At 71.9% G+C, this 17,560-nt stretch carries 13 protein-coding genes and 1 pseudogene; 9 read left to right on the top strand and 5 right to left on the bottom strand.

Annotation, left to right across the window (positions count from 1 at the left end):
- Positions 1-84 precede the first annotated feature (84 nt).
- Both ACZ42A_RS07485 and ACZ42A_RS07480 read left to right on the top strand, forming a co-directional pair.
- Positions 85-915 (top strand): SDR family NAD(P)-dependent oxidoreductase, encoded by an 831-nt coding sequence (locus ACZ42A_RS07485; RefSeq protein WP_468526233.1) that lies wholly within the window; start codon positions 85-87, stop codon positions 913-915.
- A gap of 223 nt (positions 916-1,138) precedes the next feature.
- On the top strand, positions 1,139-2,710 hold the full coding sequence (locus ACZ42A_RS07480) for a S8 family peptidase (RefSeq protein WP_468526232.1): 1,572 nt from the start codon (positions 1,139-1,141) through the stop codon (positions 2,708-2,710).
- A gap of 176 nt (positions 2,711-2,886) precedes the next feature.
- Here the strand turns inward: ACZ42A_RS07480 and ACZ42A_RS07475 are convergent.
- Positions 2,887-4,111: pseudogene (locus ACZ42A_RS07475) on the bottom strand (RNA-guided endonuclease InsQ/TnpB family protein).
- Between the two features lie 290 nt (positions 4,112-4,401).
- Here ACZ42A_RS07475 and ACZ42A_RS07470 point away from each other — a divergent pair.
- The 6 genes from ACZ42A_RS07470 to ACZ42A_RS07445 all read left to right on the top strand — a co-directional run bounded on the left by ACZ42A_RS07470 (position 4,402) and on the right by ACZ42A_RS07445 (position 11,382).
- Positions 4,402-5,589 carry a DUF4190 domain-containing protein gene (locus ACZ42A_RS07470; protein ID WP_468526231.1) on the top strand — a complete coding sequence of 396 codons (1,188 nt, stop codon included), beginning with the start codon at positions 4,402-4,404 and terminating at the stop codon, positions 5,587-5,589.
- Positions 5,590-5,736: 147 nt separating this feature from the next.
- Positions 5,737-6,489, top strand: coding sequence for a GntR family transcriptional regulator (locus ACZ42A_RS07465; protein WP_468526230.1), 753 nt, complete (start codon positions 5,737-5,739; stop codon positions 6,487-6,489).
- An 808-nt stretch (positions 6,490-7,297) separates the two neighbouring features.
- Positions 7,298-7,489: an SPOR domain-containing protein gene (locus ACZ42A_RS07460; protein ID WP_468526229.1), complete on the top strand. Its 192-nt coding sequence runs from the start codon at positions 7,298-7,300 to the stop codon at positions 7,487-7,489.
- 24 nt (positions 7,490-7,513) lie between these two features.
- Positions 7,514-7,924 carry a (deoxy)nucleoside triphosphate pyrophosphohydrolase gene (locus tag ACZ42A_RS07455; RefSeq protein ID WP_468526228.1) on the top strand — a complete coding sequence of 137 codons (411 nt, stop codon included), beginning with the start codon at positions 7,514-7,516 and terminating at the stop codon, positions 7,922-7,924.
- A gap of 148 nt (positions 7,925-8,072) precedes the next feature.
- Positions 8,073-8,501, top strand: a complete 429-nt coding sequence (locus ACZ42A_RS07450; RefSeq protein ID WP_468526227.1) for an ATP-binding protein — start codon at positions 8,073-8,075, stop codon at positions 8,499-8,501.
- Positions 8,502-8,769: 268 nt separating this feature from the next.
- A complete protein-coding gene (locus ACZ42A_RS07445) occupies positions 8,770-11,382 on the top strand; it encodes a SpoIIE family protein phosphatase (RefSeq protein WP_468526226.1) in 2,613 nt (870 codons plus the stop codon).
- Between the two features lie 15 nt (positions 11,383-11,397).
- Here ACZ42A_RS07445 and ACZ42A_RS07440 read toward each other — a convergent pair whose 3' ends face one another.
- Positions 11,398-12,945 carry a hypothetical protein gene (locus ACZ42A_RS07440; RefSeq protein ID WP_468526225.1) on the bottom strand — a complete coding sequence of 516 codons (1,548 nt, stop codon included), beginning with the start codon at positions 12,943-12,945 and terminating at the stop codon, positions 11,398-11,400.
- 155 nt (positions 12,946-13,100) lie between these two features.
- Here ACZ42A_RS07440 and ACZ42A_RS07435 point away from each other — a divergent pair, with 155 nt between their 5' ends.
- A complete protein-coding gene (locus tag ACZ42A_RS07435) occupies positions 13,101-14,090 on the top strand; it encodes a phosphotransferase family protein (RefSeq protein ID WP_468526224.1) in 990 nt (329 codons plus the stop codon).
- Here the strand turns inward: ACZ42A_RS07435 and ACZ42A_RS07430 are convergent.
- From ACZ42A_RS07430 to ACZ42A_RS07420, 3 genes are read right to left on the bottom strand one after another with little or no spacing between them, the layout of a single operon-like run.
- Positions 14,065-14,841, bottom strand: a complete 777-nt coding sequence (locus tag ACZ42A_RS07430) for a succinate dehydrogenase/fumarate reductase iron-sulfur subunit (protein ID WP_468526223.1) — start codon at positions 14,839-14,841, stop codon at positions 14,065-14,067. The two genes, ACZ42A_RS07435 and ACZ42A_RS07430, sit on opposite strands and share 26 nt — an antisense overlap.
- The gene (locus ACZ42A_RS07425) at positions 14,838-16,724 is read right to left on the bottom strand and encodes a fumarate reductase/succinate dehydrogenase flavoprotein subunit (protein ID WP_468526222.1); all 1,887 of its coding nucleotides are present in this window, start codon (positions 16,722-16,724) and stop codon (positions 14,838-14,840) included. Before ACZ42A_RS07425 ends, ACZ42A_RS07430 begins: the two co-directional genes overlap by 4 nt.
- A complete protein-coding gene (locus tag ACZ42A_RS07420; RefSeq protein ID WP_468526221.1) occupies positions 16,724-17,557 on the bottom strand; it encodes a hypothetical protein in 834 nt (277 codons plus the stop codon). Before ACZ42A_RS07420 ends, ACZ42A_RS07425 begins: the two co-directional genes overlap by 1 nt.
- Positions 17,558-17,560: the final 3 nt, after the last annotated feature.

The raw sequence follows: 17,560 nt of genomic DNA, 5'->3' as shown, positions 1-17,560 counted from the left end.
CAGGCCTTTGTCCTCGAAATGTCGGCGAACAACATCCTTTTCCCGCAGGCTTGTTGGGTCACAACAGCCACTTGAGGAGGGGACATGAGCAAGGTCTGGCTGATCACGGGCGCGAGCAGCGGATTCGGGCGGGCGATCGCCGAGGCGGCGCTGGCCGCCGGGGATGTCGTGGTGGGGGCCGCCCGGCGCACGGAGGCGCTGGACGATCTGGTGGCCGCGCATCCGGACCGCATGGAGGCGCTGCGGCTGGACGTCACCGACATCGCCGCCGCGGAGCCGGCCGTCCAGGGCGTGGTGGCCCGCCACGGGCGGATCGACGTCCTGGTCAACAACGCGGGCCGCACCCACGTCGGCGCCTTCGAGGAGACCACGGACGACGAGCTGCGGGCCCTGTTCGATCTGCATGTCCTCGGGCCCGCCGCGCTGACCCGGGCGGTGCTGCCGCACATGCGGGAGCGGCGTTCGGGCGCGATCGTGCAGATGAGCAGCGTGGGCGGGCAGATGTCCTTCGCCGGGTTCGGCGCGTACAGCGGGACGAAGTTCGCGCTGGAGGGCATGTCCGAGGCGCTCGCCGACGAGGTGGCGGAGTTCGGGATCAAGGTGCTCATCGTGGAGCCGGGTGCCTTCCGCACCTCGCTGTTCGAGGGCAACCGGGCCGGCTTCAGCCCCGACAGCGGGGTGTACCCGAAGGTCACCCAGACCCGTGGGTACGTGGCGACCGGCGACGGCACCCAGGCCGGTGACCCGGCGAAGGCGGCGGCCCTGATCCGGGCCGCCCTGGAGGCCGAGCGGACCCCGCTGCGCCTGCCGCTCGGCGACGACGCGGTCACCGCCGTCCTCGACCACCTCGACCAGGTGCGGGGCGACGTGGCGGCCTGGGAGAAGCACACCCGGGACACCGGCTTCGACGCCTGACGCCAACCCTCCGCCGGAGGCGCGATCCGCCTCCGGCGAAGATGACGGTGCGTCATGAAGGGCGTATGGCGGCACTGTTACGTCTGTGCAGGACCCTTGTGCAATTCCTGTGGAGGCCTCAATCTTTCGGCTGACGCGTCCGAATGGCGACCGGATTGACATGATCCTGCCATTCGTACGCGGAACCCCACCAGCGCACCACCGATCGAGGAGGACCCCTCAGATGGCAGTGATGCGTACTCCCCACCGCACCACCCGGCGAAGACTGGCGGCCCTCGCCGTCGCGAGCACCGCGGCGCTCGCCGCTGGCCTGGTCTCCGCGCCGCCCGCCGCCGCCGAAGGGCGCATCCAGTACGAGGGCGCGGCCAACGCCGTCGCCGACAGCTACATCGTGACCCTGAAGCCGGGCGAGGCCCGCTCCGGCTCCGCCGAGGGCCGCGCGCTGGCCAAGAAGTACGGCGCGACCATCGAGCGCACGTACACCAAGGCCCTCAACGGCTACGCGATCGAGGCCTCCGAGTCCGAGGCGAAGCGTCTCGCCGCCGACCCGGCCGTCGCCTCCGTCGTGCAGAACCGCACCTTCAGCATCGACGCCACCCAGCCCAGCCCGCCCTCCTGGGGCCTGGACCGGGTCGACCAGCGCGCCCTGCCGCTGAACAGCTCGTACACCTACCCGGACTCGGCCGGGCAGGGCGTGACGGCGTACGTCATCGACACCGGCGTCCGCATCACCCACAGCGACTTCGGCGGCCGCGCCACTTACGGCTACGACGCGATCGACAACGACAACACCGCCCAGGACGGCCACGGCCACGGCACGCACGTCGCCGGCACCGTCGCGGGCACCGCGTACGGCGTCGCCAAGAAGGCGAAGATCGTCGGCGTCCGGGTGCTGAATAACTCCGGATCCGGTACGACCGCCCAGGTCGTCGCCGGTATCGACTGGGTCGCGCGCAACGCCGTGAAGCCGGCGGTCGCCAACATGTCCCTCGGCGGCGGCGCCGACACCGCGCTCGACACCGCCGTACGCAACGCCATCGCCTCCGGCGTCACCTTCGCCGTGGCGGCGGGCAACGAGAGCACCAACGCCTCGACCCGTTCGCCCGCCCGCGTCACCGAGGCGATCACGGTCGGCGCCACCACCTCCTCCGACGCCCGCGCCAGCTACTCCAACTACGGCACGGTCCTCGACCTGTTCGCCCCGGGCTCCTCCATCACCTCGGCCTGGAACAGCGGCGACACCGCCACCAACACCATCTCCGGCACGTCGATGGCGACCCCGCACGTCGCCGGAGCGGCGGCGCTCTACCTGGCCGACAACCCGACGGCCACGCCCGCCCAGGTGTCCTCCGCGCTGACCACCGCCGCGACCCCCAACGTCGTCACCAACCCGGGCACCGGCTCACCCAACCGCCTGCTCTACGTCGGCGGCGGCAGCACCACCCCGCCCGGACCGCGCTTCGAGAACACCGGTGACTACGCGATCAACGACAACTCCACCGTCGAGTCCCCGATCACCGTCTCCGGCGTCTCGGGCAACGCCCCCGCCACCCTCGCCGTCCAGGTCAACATCATCCACACCTACATCGGCGACCTCCAGGTCCAGCTGATCGCCCCCGACGGCACCGCGTACACGCTGAAGGGCTACGGCACCGGCGGCAGCTCGGACAACATCAACACCACCTACTCGGTCAACGCCTCCTCGGAGCCGGCCAACGGCACCTGGAAGCTCCGGGTGAGCGACAACGCGAACCTGGACACCGGGCGGATCGACGCCTGGGCGCTCCAGTTCTGATGAACCGTCAGTAATTCCCCTCGTCCTCGCGGTAGGGCTCCGGGTCCGTCACCCAGCCCGCCGCGAGGACGAGGCGCGTGTGCCGGTGCACGGCGAGGAAGCCGAACGGGCGGTCTTGACTTGCTCCTCGGGACTGAAGCCTGAGGATTCTGGCCTTCTCGATCGGTGCTGCGCTGCTACGCGGCGCAGGGTTCCGTCGGGAATCCGTGGCTTCCTGCTTCGTTGCGCTGTGCCGGAACGTGTTCTGGTCTTACCGGCGCTCCACAGGCTGATGCCGCCAGTCCGGCGGCCGTTTTGATGTTGACTGCGGCGTTGCGGTCCCGGTCGTGGACCGTGCCGCAGGCGGCGCAGGTCCATTCCCGGACGTCGAGGGGTTTGGGCCCGTCCTTGGCCCCGCAAGCCGAGCAGGTCTGAGAGGTCGGCTCGAAGCGTCCGATCTTGACGAGAGTGCGGCCGTACCGGGCGGCCTTGTACTCCAGCATGGTGACGAACGCCGACCAGCCCGCGTCATGCACGCTCTTGGCCAGTCGGGTGCGCGCCAGTCCCGCCACCGACAGATCCTCCACGGCGATCGCTTGGTTCTCGCAGATCAACCTGGTGGAGAGCTGATGGTGGAACTCACGGCGTGCGTCAGCGACCTTGGCATGGGCGCGCGCGACCTTCAGACGTGCCTTCTCGCGGTTCTTGCTTCCCTTCTCTTTGCGGGACAGCTCCTTTTGTGCCTTCTTCAGCTTCTTCTCCGCACGGCGCAGGAACCGCGGAGAATCGATCTTCGTGCCGTCCGAGAGGACCGCGAAGTGGGTCAGGCCCAGGTCGAGGCCGACCGTCTGACCGGTGTCGGGCATCCGCTGTGCGTCGGCGTCCGGGTCGGTCTCGATGACGAAGGAGGCGAAATACCGCCCGGCCGCATCCTTGAATGACGGTGACCGAGGACGGTGTGGTCGGCAGGGGCCTCGACCACCGGACCTTCACCGCGCCGATCTTCGGCAGCATCAGGCGCCCGCTGTCAGTGATGCTCCAACGGGCGTTGGCGGTGAACCGGATCGACTGCCTACTGTTCTTGCGGGACTTGAACCTCGGCGCGCCTGTCTTCGCGCCCTTGCGCTCGCCCTTGAGGGACGCGAAGAAGTTCTTGTAGGCGGCCTCTGCGTCGCGTAGGGACTGCTGGAGTACGACGGCGGATACCTCGCCCAGCCAGGCTCGCGCTGCCGTCTTCTTCGCCTCGGTGATCAGCTTCCTGGACAGCTCGCCCGCCGTCGGGAACGGCAGCCCCGCCGCTCGGGCGTTCTCGCGGGCGCGCACCACGTCGTTGAACACCACTCGAGCGCACCCGAACGCCCTGGCCAGCGCGGCTCGTTGAACCATGTTCGGGTACAGGCGGAAGCTGTACCGGAGCTGCATGCCGATCACGCTACGTACTCGGGCTGAGGGTGAGACACAGAAGATCAGAACTGGTCGGAACGTGTTTCGCGATGCACGTGCACTTGGTCTTCGTGAGCAGGTTCCGGTCGGCCCGTGTGAGCATCTCCCCGGCTCGCCGGACCAGCCGCCGCCTCGATCCGCACCGTCAACCCGTTGACCGCCCGGATCGTCGCATTCGTGACCCCCATATCGCCCCCACCCGTCCCGCGCTTACCATGCGCCAGGTCGCACGTCAGTTCCTCAAGATCCGAGTCAGGAGCACGGTACCCGTGTCCACACCCCCGCCCCCCGGGCCGGAGCAGCCCCAGGGCCCCCAGGGCCGGTACCCGGCTCCTCACCCCCAGGGTCCGTACCCCCAGGGTCCGTACCAGCAGGGCCCCTACGCGCCGCCGCCGTACGGCGCCTGGAGCCCGTACCCCCACCCGCCGCAGCCGCCGGTCAACGGCGTCGCCATCGCCGCCCTCGTCCTGGGCGTGCTGTGCTTCCTGCCGGCCGTGGGGCTCGTGCTGGGGCTGGTGGCGCTGCGGCAGATCAGGAAGAAGGGCGAGCGCGGCAAGGGCATGGCGATCGCCGGGGCCGTGCTGTCGTCCGTCGGGCTCGCACTGTGGGCGGTGGCGCTGCCCTCGGGCGTCGCCTCCGACGTCTGGGAGGGCTTCAAGGAGGGCGCGGCCGAAGAGAGCCTCGCGGTGAAGAAGGGCCAGTGCTTCGACGCGCCCGGCGACTCCCTGCAGGGCGTGACGTACGACCTCGACATCGTGCCGTGCGACGGCGAGCACGACGGCGAGGTGTTCGCGACGGTCACCGTCCCCGACGGCTCCTATCCCGGCGACGACCACCTCACGGATGTGGCCGAGGACAAGTGCTACACGCTTCAGAGCGACTACGCCATGGACGTCTGGGCCGTGCCTCAGCACGTGGACGTGTACTACCTCACCCCGACCCGGCAGAGCTGGCGGCTCGGCGACCGGGAGATCACCTGCATCTTCGGCAACACCGACGAGAAGGGCACCCTGACCGGCTCCCTGCGCAACGACGCGACCACCCTCGACGCCGACCAGCTGGCCTACCTGGAGTCGGTGCGCGACCTCGACACGGTCCTGGAGCGCGAGCCCGACGCCTACGCCGAGGACGACCTCGACGCCAACACCGAGTGGGCCGGCGAGGTGCGCGACGCGCTCGCCGCCCAGACCGAGGCGCTGCGCGGGCACACCTGGCCCGGCGGCGCCGAGCGGCCCGTCACCGACCTGGTGAAGGAGCTGGAGGCGGCCCGCAAGCACTGGGCGAAGGCGGCGACGGCGACCGATCCGGACACCTTCTACGAGCACTACGACGCCGGGTACGAGTTCTACGACGGCGCGCGCACGATCGATGTGCGCGAGGCGCTGGACCTGGACACCAGCCCGCCGGAGTACGACTACGACGACGGGGGCGAGGACGGTGGCGATCTCAAGGTGTGAGGGCGGCTATAGCGGGGAGAAAGTGCCTGCGTAAAGCCCCTCCCGGCCCTTTGTCATCACATCGAGTGATTCTCTGGCCTTTGCTTGCTCGGCACAACCTACGGTTGCCACGCTGTTGCTGTCTGTACAACCTGATGGGAGCGGCCAGTGACATTCGGTGAGCAGCCGGCGTACCTGCGCGTCGCGGGTGATCTCCGCAAGAAGATCGTCGACGGTCTGCTGCCACCGCACACCCGACTGCCGTCCCAGGCCCGCATCCGCGAGGAGTACGGCGTCTCGGACACGGTCGCGCTGGAGGCCCGCAAGGTGCTGATGGCCGAGGGGCTGGTCGAGGGCCGCTCCGGGTCCGGGACGTATGTGCGCGAGCGGCCGGTGCCCCGCCGGATCGCCCGCTCCGGATTCCGCCCCGCCGACACCGCCACCCCGTTCCGGCAGGAGCAGGCCGACGGCTCGGTGCGCGGCACCTGGGAGTCCAGCAGCGAGCAGGCCGAGGCGGGCGGGCTGATCGCGCAGCGGCTCGCCATCAAGCCCGGCGACCGCGTGATGTGCACCAGGTATCTCTACCGGGAGGCCGGCGAGCCGATGATGCTCTCGACCTCCTGGGAACCCCTCGCCGTCACGGGCCGCACCCCGGTGATGCTCCCCGAGGAGGGTCCGCTGGGCGGCATGGGCGTGGTGGAGCGCATGGCCGCCATCGACGTCATCGTCGACAACGTCACCGAGGAGGTCGGCGCCCGCCCCGGCCTCGCCGAGGAACTCCACGCCCTGGGCGGCGTCCCCGGCCACGTCGTCCTGGTCGTCCAGCGCACCTTCTACGCCTCCGGCCGCCCCGTCGAAACCGCCGACGTGGTCATCCCGGCGGACCGGTACCGGGTGTCCTACCACTTGCCGGTGAAGTAACGGGGTCCGCAGAGCCTGCGGGTGCCTGCGGCGGCCTGCGCGGGTCCGGTGGGGGTTGTTGTAGCGCCTACGGTTCGTTTTGGGTCGGGGCCGCGCCGGGGGTATCCGTCCTCGGTCTGGCGCGGTGGCCCTGGGTACGGCCGTACCGGTGCCGGACGCGCCAGCCGCTGCGGGCGGACACCCCCGCCCCGTCCCCTCCTCGCCGCGGGCGGGTGCAGCCCCGTGGTTGGTACGGCAGCTCTTCCGCTCAAGCCGCGGGCAGCGGTCTGTCCGGCGTAGTCGCGTGGCGGGCAGTCCGCTCAAGCCGCGGGCAGCCCGTCCGCCCAAGCCGCGGGCATGCGTGCCGCCTGGGGCGGCACGGGTGGGCGCGGGCGGCGCCCCGTCAGCGCCGGGCTGCGCGACTCCCCCCCGGTCCGCACCAACGCCGGGCACAGTCCAACCCACGCCGCCAGTCCTCCCCGGCGCGAGCCCACATCACCCGCACCCCAGGAGCGCACACGTGTCCTAGGGCGCACGCCCTAGTGGCAGTTGCCGTGGGCACCCGCACAGCCGACGGCCCGCGCGCGCCGGTTGAAATCCGGTCGTTCTCGCAGGTCGCCCACGCGATGAGCAGGATGCCGCTGACCGGACCCGGCGGTCCCCGTCGACGGCGCGTTCGATGCCGCGCGCCCCCTCCGCCCTGGCTTGTTGCGTACCTCTTCGTGAAAAGCCGTATTCGCTGCGTGAAGGTTAGGCGTAGGCTCGGGCATATGCGGATTGCGGTTTCCTTAGCGGGCGGGGCGCGCAGGGCGGGAAGCGGAGGGGCGCGATGAACGACAGCACGGTCACTCTTCCCTGGCTCGTCATACGTCAGGACGACAACGGCAATCGCTACAGCGTCGGCCGGTACGCGACCCGCGCCGAGGCCCAGAAGATCGCGGACAGCCTCGACAGCCGCGGCCACAAGCAGCTCTATTGGGTCCAGCGGATCGACCAGGGCGGGGAGGACGCGGTCGGCTGACCACCCCTGGATAGGCTCCGGTGCATGACGCAACGGACCGTGGTGGTCGGAGCCGCCCTGCTCGACGACGGCCGCCTGCTCGCCGCGCGCCGCAGCGCGCCCCCGGAGCTGGCCGGCCGCTGGGAGCTGCCCGGCGGCAAGGTGGAGCCGGGCGAGGCCCCGGACGACGCCCTCGTGCGCGAGCTGCGCGAGGAGCTGGGCGTCGAGACCGAGGCCGTCGCGAGGGTGCCGGGGGAGTGGCCCCTGAAGCAGCCGTACGTCCTGCACGTGTGGACCGCGCGCCTGCGGCCCGGATCCGCGGAACCCAAGCCCCTCCAGGACCATGACGCCCTGCGCTGGCTGACCCCGGCCGAGATCTGGCACGTGGACTGGCTGGACCAGGACGTTCCGGCGGTCCGGGAGATCGCCGCCCGTCTCGGCGGAGGCGGCGACTGAGCAGCCGACTGCGCGGGCCTGCGCGCCCATGGTCGTGGAAGCGCCCCCTCGCTCTCGTACGCCGTTCGTGCCACAGTGCGCCCTCTCGCGCGGTACTGCCCCCTGGATATCGGGTATGTGCCCATTAACCCCACGAAACCGGACATGGGTGGGCTTGTTTGCCTGGGATGTGATCGGCGTGTTCGACACCGAAGGCGACCGCGCCGAGTGGACGTTCCCCGCGGACCCGGGAGCCGTGCGCACCGCCCGCGCCGCCGTCCGCGGCCGGCTGCACGGCTGGGGCCTGGACAGCCTCGGCGACCTGGCGGCCCTGCTGGTCAGCGAACTCGTGACCAACGCGCTGCGGCACGCCACCGGACCCATCGGCGTCCGGCTGATCCGCCCCACCGGCATGCCCGCCGTGCTGCTGGTGGAGGTCTCCGACCCGCTGCCGGAGCTGCCCCGCGAGCGCGTCGCGCGCCCCGAGGACGAGAGCGGGCGCGGGCTGCAACTGGTCGCCTCCTCCTCGCGTCGCTGGGGCAGCCGCCCCGACGATCGCGGCAAGACGGTCTGGTTCGAACTCGCGGTGCCGACGTGAGGCCGTACGGGTCGTGAAACGGCGCTGTCGTCCCCGTACCGTTGTCCAAACGTGCGGATCAGGCCACCAGCCGGTGCCAGGCAGCGTGATTCGGGGGCGTGTCCCCTGGTTAGAAGACTGGAAGTGTTCTCGCAGTCCGGTCCGAAAAGCACCTGGACCGTGCTGTGATCGTGAACACCGTGTTGTGCGGCGCCGTAGTGCTGGATACTGCGGGCAGCCGCCCCCGGTGACCGGTGCCGGACGCGGTGAGCTGGAGGGGACGGTTCGCGTGAGCGAGATACCAGCGAAGGCCACGGAGTCCGAGGACCCGTCGGACGGCGCGAGGGTAAGGGCCGCGGCTGCCACGGGCGGATCCTCACAGGCGCCGCCCGCCGACGCCCTGTGGCAGAGCAGTCCGCCCGGCTCGATCTACGACTACATCAAGGTGGCCTCCTTTTCCATCGGCCCCGACGGGCTGGTGGACCAGTGGAGCCTGCGCGCGGAGCAGCTGTTCGGCATCCCCGCCCAGCGGGCCGTGGGCATGGATCCCATCGAGGCGTTCATCGACCCCGACCTGCGCGAGCGCGGCCAGCGCAAGATGGCCGAGATCCTGGACGGGCGGGAGTGGACCGGCGTGGTGCCCTTCCGGGCGCCGGATCCGGACGGCGGACGCGGGCGGGACGCGCTCGCCGAGGTCTATGTGATGCCGACCCGCACCGAGGACGGCGAGAAGGCCGCGGTCTGTATCGTCGTCGACGTCCGGGTGCTGCGCAGCATCGAGACCGACCTCGCCGCCTCGCAGGCGATTTTCGGCCAATCTCCCTTCGGATTCCTGCTGATCGACACCGACCTGCGGGTGCGCCGCGCCAACCAGCGGTTCGCCTCCATCTTCGGCGGCACCCCCGACGACCACCGCGGCCGCGGCGTCCACGACTATCTGCCGCGCGCCGAGGCCGATCGGGTCTCCGCGACCCTGCGCCGGGTCCTGGAGACCGGCGACTCCATCACGGACATGCACGTCACGGGCTTCGTGCCGGGCTCCGACGAGCGGCGGCACTGGTCGGTCAACCTCTACCGCGTGCACAGCGGCAGCGGCCGCCCGATCGGCATCGCCTGGCTGGGAACCGACATCACCGCCCGGCGCGCCGCCGCCCGCGAGGCCGCCGCCGCGCGGCGCAATCTCGCGCTGCTCAACGAGGCCGGCGCCCGCATCGGGAACTCCCTCGACCTGGAGACCACCGCCCGGGAACTGCTCGACGTCGTCGTCCCCGGGTTCTGCGACCTCGCGACCGTCGACCTCTACCAGGGCCTCCTCGTCGGCGACGAGACCCCGCCGGGCCTGCCCGACGGCAGCGCGGAACTGCGCCGCGTCGCCTTCGCCAGCGCCGTCTCCGACGCCCCGTTCGCCGGCACCGGCAAGCCGGTCAAGGTCGGCGCGGTCCACCACTACCCGTTCAACTCGCCCTGCGCGGACGCCCTGCGCACCGCCCGCCCGCGGCTCGTCCCCCCGGAGGAGGGCGGGCTCGTGCAGTCCACCCTCGCGGTGCCGATGGTCGCCCACGACACCGTCGTGGGACTCGCCCAGTTCTCCCGTACGAAGGGCAGCGAGCCGTTCGGCGACCGGGACCGCGACCTGGCCGTGGAGCTGGCCGCACGGGCGGCCGTCTGCATCGACAACGCCCGCCTCTACCGGCGCGAGCACGAACGCGCGTTGATACTGCAACGGTCCCTGCTCCCGCCCGGCGACCCGGTGGCCTCGGGCCTCGACATCGCCTGCCGTTACCTGCCCGGCAACGCCTCCACCGGCCGCCCCAGCGAGGTCGGCGGCGACTGGTTCGACGTCATCGAACTGCCCGGCCACCGCACGGCGTTGGTGGTGGGCGACGTCATGGGCCGCGGTCTGCGCGCGGCGGTCGCGATGGGCGAACTCCGCACGGCCGTGAGAACCCTGGCGCAACTCGACCTCGAACCGGCCGAAGTGCTCTCCCAGTTGGACGAGATCGCCCGCGGCCTCGGCACCCCCGGAGGCATCCAGCAGGCCACCCGCGCCGCCCGCCGCCCCCGCGAGGCGGACCTGTCCGAGGTGTACCTGGCCACCTGCGTGTACGCGGTCTACGACAGCGTCACCCGGCGCTGCACCTTCGCCAACGCGGGCCATCTGCCGCCGGTGCTGGTGGAACCCGGCGAGGAGGCGCTGATGCTGGACGTGCCGCCGGGCATGCCGCTCGGCGTGGGCGGGGAGCCGTTCGAGGAGGTGGAGGTCGAACTCCCCGAGGGCGCGCTGCTGGCCCTCTACACGGACGGCCTGGTGGAGTCCAGGGACCACCCGCTGGACGAGGGCCTGCAGGCCTTCGTGGGAGCCCTGACCGACCCCGCCAGCCCCCTGGAGGACGTCTGCGACCACGTCCTCAACACCCTCGACACCCACCACGGCGAGGACGACATCGCCCTGCTCATGGCCCGTGTGCAGGGCCTGCCCGCCGAGTCCGTCGGCGACTGGACGCTGCCGCGCGAGCCGCGCAGCGTGGGCCGGGCCCGCGAGTACGCCCGCGGACAGCTGCTCTCCTGGGACCTGGAGCCGCTGGTCGACACCACGGAACTCCTGGTCAGCGAACTGGTCACCAACGCCCTCCGCTACGGCGAGGGCGAGATCAGACTCCGCCTCCTGCTGGACCGCACGCTGGTCTGCGAGGTCTGGGACTCCGGCCTCGTCCAGCCCCGCCGCCGCCGCGCCCGCGACACCGACGAGGGCGGCCGGGGCCTCCAGCTCGTCGGCCTCCTCTCGGCGGCCTGGGGCTCCCGCCGCACCCACCGCGGCAAGACGGTCTGGTTCGAACTGGCCCTCCCGGACGGCGAGAACGGCGTGGCCGACCCGGCGGAGGCACTGCTGAGCCTGTTCTGACGCACCGCGGGGACCCTACGAGAGCTCCGGTGTCCGGCGGGCGCGGGTCCTCGGCCCGCCGAAGCTCGCGGCCGGGGCCTTGTCCGGGGCGGGGCCCAGGAGGATGCCGCCCAGGAGGGCGCCGGCGGTGCCGGTGCCGGGGGCGGCGTCGGGGTGACCGTGGGCGCGGACGTCCCGTTCGGCGAGTTGCCGGGCCTGGCGGGCCAGGGCCTCGGCGGCCAGGGGCTCCGGCTCCTCGGCGTCCCACGCCGCCGCGAGCCTGGTGCGGGCCTCCGCACCGACCGCTCCCCGGTGTGTGGCGACGACGTCCTCCGCGGACGCCACGGCACCGCGCGCCACCAGCGCCGCCGCGGCCGACAGCACCGCCGCCCGCCCGGCCGCGACCGGCGCGGTCACCCGCACGATCCGGTGCAGCAGGTCCAGCGGGTCGTACGGCCCGGACGTCAGCTCCTCGCGTACGACGGACAGCACCGCGTCGGCGTGCAGGATCCGCGCCCGCAGCTCCCCGGCGGGCACGGGCGCCGCGCCCGCCTGCTCCCGCGCCCCCGCCAGCTCCGCCTCCGCCCCGGTCAGCGTGGCCGGGATCAGCGTGGCGGCCCGGGCCAGCTGCGCGGCGTGCCGGTCGACGGCGGTCACGAGGACGTCCGCCTGGGCCACCGCGCCCTCGGCGGCGCGCAGATGGGCGGCGGCCCGGCCGGTCTCGCCGCGGTCGGCGCACTGGCGGGCCTGGTTGAGCCGCGTGGTGGCGAACACCAGGCGGTCCTTGGCCTGTTCGACGTATCCGACGACCGGTGCCCGCGCGGCGGGCGGGTATCGGCGGGCGAGGTCCGCGAAGGTCGCCTCCGCCGCCCCGGTCCGCCCGGCCAGTTCCCGGAACCGGGACTCCGCGATCTCCAGCGCCCCGTCGATCGCCTCCTCCAGATTCCGCAGCCGGTCGAACCCGCCGGCCGCCTCGTCCAGCAGCCGGCCCGCCTCCTCGCACCGACCCACGATCCCGGCGAGCGCCTGCCGTCGGGCATCCGGCTCGATCGGCACGCCCTCGTCGTACCGCTGGCGCATCCGGAAAGCGGCCGTCAGCTCCGCTTGCGCCGCGGCCACCGTCCGCGCGTACGGCGCCACGGCCTCGGCGCCCAGCCGCAGCTCGGCGAAGTCCAGCTCCTCACGGCTGGTGCGCACCCAGTCGTCGGCCGCGACCAGCGCCTCCCGCGCCCGCTCCTCCGACTCGGCGAGCAGCGCGGGCGGCGATGGCCGCGGTCCGCCCGGCGTGGTGCGGGTGCGGGCGCGGCGGGTGCGCCGGACGTAGGCGTACGCGCCGAGCACGACCGCCGTGCCCAGCGCCAGCAGCGGCAGCACGAGATCGGCGGTGGTCGTCTCCTCGACCTCCTCCCGCTGCTGCGCCGCCGCGCTCGGCGCCGGCCCGGCCGGGGCACCCCGGTCCGCCGTCATCCCCGGCAGGACCAGCCACAGCACCGCCACCACCGCGCCCAGCACGGCATGTGCCACCCGTGCGGATATCTGCGAGGTCACGCGCCGCGGGCGGCCCCGGATCAAGGAGGGCGTCACATTTCGGAGCGTATGAGCAGGATTGCGGCACCGCGAGCGGGGTGCACCCCTGGTGGGGCCCGTGAGGCCCACTGGGGCGGAAAATCCCTCCCGGCAGGAGCGCGCCGACTGCGAGAATCCGCGGTTCACCCCCGTACGCCTGGGAGGCGCAGCCCGTGACCCGTACGCCCCTGACCCGCGACGACCTCGCCCCCCTCGCCCGGGCCGCCCTCGGCCGCCCGCGCCCGCTCGCCTCGGTCACCCGGCTGCGCGGCGGCAGCAAGAAGGGCGTGTACCGCCTGACCTGCGACGACGGCTCCACCGCCATCGCCTACGTCTGGTCCGCTGACGAGGACTACTGGGACGCCGGGCCCTCCGACCCCCGCGACCCCCTGTCGCCCGGCACCGGCCTCGGCCTGTTCACGGCCGCGCACGACCGGCTGGCCGCCGCCGGGGTACGCACCCCGCGCCTGCTGTACGCCGACGACACCCGCACCCACCTCCCGGCGGACACGGCGGTCGTCGAGGACCTACGGGGCGGAAGTCTGGAGGAGACGCTGACCCGGGACCCGGCGGCCGGACGCGCCGCCCTGGAGCGACTGGCCGACCAGCTCGCCAGGATGCACGCGCACCAAGGGCCCGCCTTCGGCAAGGTCGCCCTGATCGACGGGGGAGGGACCTCGTCCTCTCCCTCCTGCGAGCGGCGCGTCACCGACGGCGCCCTGCGCGACATCGAGCAGGCCGCCGCACGGGACGCGCGGATCGCCGCCGTACGGCGGGAACTCGCCGGTCTGGTGCGGGAGCTGGCCGCCGCGGTCCGGCCGCGCGCCCGGCACGGTCTCGTGCACGGCGAACTCGGACCGGACCACGTCCTGCTGGACGCCGAGGGACACCCGGCCCTGATCGACATCGAGGGCCTGCTGTACTGCGACGCCGAGTGGGAGCACGCCTTCCTGCGGATCCGCTTCGGCTCCCACTACGACGCCCTGCGCGCACCCGGCCTCGACGAGGACCGGCTGCGCCTCTACCGGCTGGCCCTGCACCTGTCCCTGGTGTCCGGCCCGCTCCGGCTCCTCGACGGCGACTTCCCGCACCCGGAGGGGATGCGGGCCATCGCGGAGCACAACCTCCGGGAGACGCTCAGCCTGCTGAGGAGCGCCGCCTGATCTTCGAACCCAGCCAGACCAGGGGGTCGTACTTGCGGTCCACGGCCCGCTCCTTCAGCGGGATCAGAGCGTTGTCCGTGATCTTGATGCCCTCGGGGCAGACCTCCGTGCAGCACTTGGTGATGTTGCAGTAGCCGAGGCCGTGCTCGTCCTGGGCGGTCTTCTTGCGGTCGACGCCGGTCTCCGCCGCCGCGTCCAGCGGATGCATGTCCAGTTCCGCGATCCGCATCAGGAAGCGCGGGCCCGCGAAGGCCGCCTTGTTCTCCTCGTGGTCGCGCACCACATGGCAGGTGTCCTGGCACAGGAAGCACTCGATGCACTTGCGGAACTCCTGCGAGCGGTCCACGTCCTCCTGCATCATCCGGTACTCCCCGGGACCGACCCCGGCGGGCGGCACGAAGGAGGGCACCTCCCTGGCCTTGCGGTAGTTGAAGCCGACGTCCGTCACCAGGTCCCGGACGACCGGGAAGGCCCGCAGCGGAGTGACGGTGATCGTCTCGTCGCGGGCGAACACCGACATCCGGGTCATGCACATCAGCCGCGGCCGCCCGTTGATCTCCGCCGAGCACGAACCGCACTTGCCCGCCTTGCAGTTCCAGCGCACGGCCAGATCGGGCGCCTGGGTCGCCTGGAGCCGGTGGATGATGTCGAGGACCACCTCGCCCTCGTTCACCTCGACCCGGAAGTCCTCCAGGCCGCCGCCGTCCGCGTCGCCCCGCCACACCTTGAAGCGGGCCTCGTAGCCGCTCATTCGTACAGCTCCTCTTCGGCGAGGTACTTGACCAGCTCCTCTTTCTCGAACAGGGCGAGCAGGTCAGGGCGGATGGGGTCGGTGGTCTCGCGGCTCAGGGCGATCTCGACGCCGGCGCCGTCCCCGGCGAGCGCGCACAGCAGGTTGACCCGCCGCCACGCCCGGTCCATCGCCGGGTAGTCCTCCCGGGTGTGGCCGCCGCGCGACTCGGTGCGCTCCAGCGCGGCCCGTGCCACGCACTCGCTGACCAGCAGCATGTTCCGCAGGTCCAGGGCCAGGTGCCAGCCGGGGTTGAACTGGCGGTGGCCCTCCACGCCCGCCTTCGCCGCCCGCCCGCGCAGGTTGGCGAGGGTCGCCAGTGCCTGCTCCATCTCCGCCTCCCGGCGGATGATGCCGACCAGGTCGTTCATGGTCTGCTGGAGTTCCTGGTGCAGGCTGTACGGGTTCTCGCCGGTCACCGAGAAGGGCCGCAGCGCCTCCTCGGCCGCCGCGTCCACCTGGGTGTCGTCCACGGCCGGGCGCCCGTCCGTCAGCCCCTGCGCGTACTCCGCCGCGTGCCAGCCCGCCCGGCGGCCGAAGACCAGCAGGTCGGAGAGCGAGTTGCCGCCCAGCCGGTTGGAGCCGTGCATCCCGCCCGCCACCTCACCGGCGGCGTACAGCCCCGGCACCCCGCGCGCCGCCGCCGTGTCGGAGTCGACGGCGATGCCGCCCATCACGTAGTGGCAGGTCGGCCCGACCTCCATCGCCTCCGCGGTGATGTCGACGTCCGCCAGCTCCTTGAACTGGTGGTACATGGACGGCAGCCGCCGCTTGATCACCTCGGCGGGCATCCGCGTCGACACGTCCAGGAACACCCCGCCGTGCGGGGAGCCGCGGCCCTCCTTCACCTCGGTGTTGATCGCCCGGGCGACCTCGTCGCGGGGGAGCAGCTCGGGCGGGCGCCGGTTGTGGTCCGGGTCGTCGTACCAGCGGTCGGCCTCGTCCTCGGTCTCGGCGTACTTCTCCTTGAAGACGTCCGGGATGTAGTCGAACATGAACCGCTTGCCGTCGGAGTTGCGCAGCACCCCGCCGTCGCCGCGCACCGACTCGGTGACGAGGATGCCCTTCACCGACGGCGGCCAGACCATGCCCGTCGGATGGAACTGCACGAACTCCATGTTCAGCAGTGGAGCCCCGGCCAGCAGCGCCAGCGCGTGCCCGTCGCCGGTGTACTCCCACGAGTTCGACGTCACCTTGAACGACTTGCCGATGCCGCCCGTGGCGATCACCACGGCGGGCGCCTCCAGCACGAAGAACCGGCCGGACTCGCGCTCGTAGGCGAAGACCCCGGAGACCCGTTCCCCGTCCTTCAGCACGCGCGTGACCGTGCACTCCTGGAAGACCTTCAGCCGGGACTCGTAGTCCCCGGTCTCCCGGTGGTCCTCCTGCTGGAGCGCGACGATCTTCTGTTGAAGGGTGCGGATGAGCTCCAGCCCCGTGCGGTCGCCGACGTGGGCGAGGCGCGGGTACTCGTGGCCGCCGAAGTTGCGCTGCGAGATCCGCCCGTCCTTCGTCCGGTCGAACAGGGCGCCCCAGGTCTCCAGCTCCCACACCCGCTCGGGCGCCTCCTGGGCGTGCAGCTCGGCCATCCGCCATTGGTTGAGGAACTTGCCGCCGCGCAGGGTGTCGCGGAAGTGGACCTGCCAGTTGTCGTTCTCGTTGGCGTTGGCCATCGCCGCCGCGATGCCGCCCTCGGCCATCACCGTGTGCGCCTTGCCGAACAGCGACTTGCAGATCACGGCCGTACGGGCGCCGCGCTCGCGGGCCTCGATGGCGGCGCGGAGCCCCGCACCGCCGGCCCCGACCACGACGACGTCCCACTCCTGCCGCTCGACCACGGACATCAGAAGAACCTCGGATCCTCGAAGACACCGGACGCGACCAGGTAGACGTAGAAGTCGGCGAGGGCGACGCTCACCAGCGACGTCCAGGCGAGCATCATGTGCCGGGCGTTGAGCTTCCCCACCCACTGCCACATGCGGTACCGCACGGGATGCCGGGAGAAGTGCTTGAGCTTGCCGCCGACGATGTGCCGGCAGGAGTGGCAGGAGAGGGTGTACGCCCAGATCAGGACGATGTTGACGACGAACACCAGGGTGCCGAGGCCCATGTGGCCCCAGTCGTAGTGCTCGTCGCGGAAGGCGAGCACGGTGTCGTACGTGAGGATGCCGGCGACCGGGATCGCCGCGTAGAAGAAGTAGCGGTGGATGTTCTGCAGGATCAGCGGGAATCGGGTCTCACCGGTGTACTTCTTGTGCGGTTCGGCGACCGCGCAGGCCGGCGGGGACGCCCAGAAGCCCCGGTAGTAGGCCTTGCGGTAGTAGTAGCAGGTCAGGCGGAAGCCCAGCGGGAAGATCAGGATGAGGATCGCGGGGGAGATCCCCCACCAGCTGCCGAAGATCTCCCAGTTGGGGCCCGCCTTCATCGGCTCGCAGTTCTCCGCGAGGCACGGGGAGTAGAACGGCGAGACGTACGGTGCCGCGTAGTAGTCGGCGTTGGCGAAGGCCCGCCAGGTCGAGTAGACGACGAAGGCGAGCAGCCCGGCGGCGGTGGCGGCCGGCGCCAGCCACCAGCGGTCGGTCCGCAGATGCGGGGCGGCGATCGCTGCGCGGCCGGCGGCGCGGACGCCGCCGCCGGGATGATGTTCGGTTGTCGGAGGTTCCGTACCAGTGGCCAAGGT

The sequence above is a fragment of the Streptomyces sp. NPDC030838 genome, from assembly GCF_055572035.1.
This window is presented reverse-complemented; position numbering and strand designations above follow the sequence as displayed.

What these genes read in the sequence shown, in the direction of transcription:
- ACZ42A_RS07485 (WP_468526233.1), top strand. Translation starts at nt 85, where the DNA reads ATGAGCAAGGTCTGGCTGATCACGGGCGCGAGCAGCGGATTCGGGCGG.
- ACZ42A_RS07480 (WP_468526232.1), top strand. Translation starts at nt 1,139, where the DNA reads ATGGCAGTGATGCGTACTCCCCACCGCACCACCCGGCGAAGACTGGCG.
- ACZ42A_RS07460 (WP_468526229.1), top strand. Translation starts at nt 7,298, where the DNA reads ATGAACGACAGCACGGTCACTCTTCCCTGGCTCGTCATACGTCAGGAC.
- ACZ42A_RS07430 (WP_468526223.1), bottom strand. Translation starts at nt 14,841, where the DNA reads ATGAGCGGCTACGAGGCCCGCTTCAAGGTGTGGCGGGGCGACGCGGAC.
- ACZ42A_RS07455 (WP_468526228.1), top strand. Translation starts at nt 7,514, where the DNA reads ATGACGCAACGGACCGTGGTGGTCGGAGCCGCCCTGCTCGACGACGGC.
- ACZ42A_RS07425 (WP_468526222.1), bottom strand. Translation starts at nt 16,724, where the DNA reads ATGTCCGTGGTCGAGCGGCAGGAGTGGGACGTCGTCGTGGTCGGGGCC.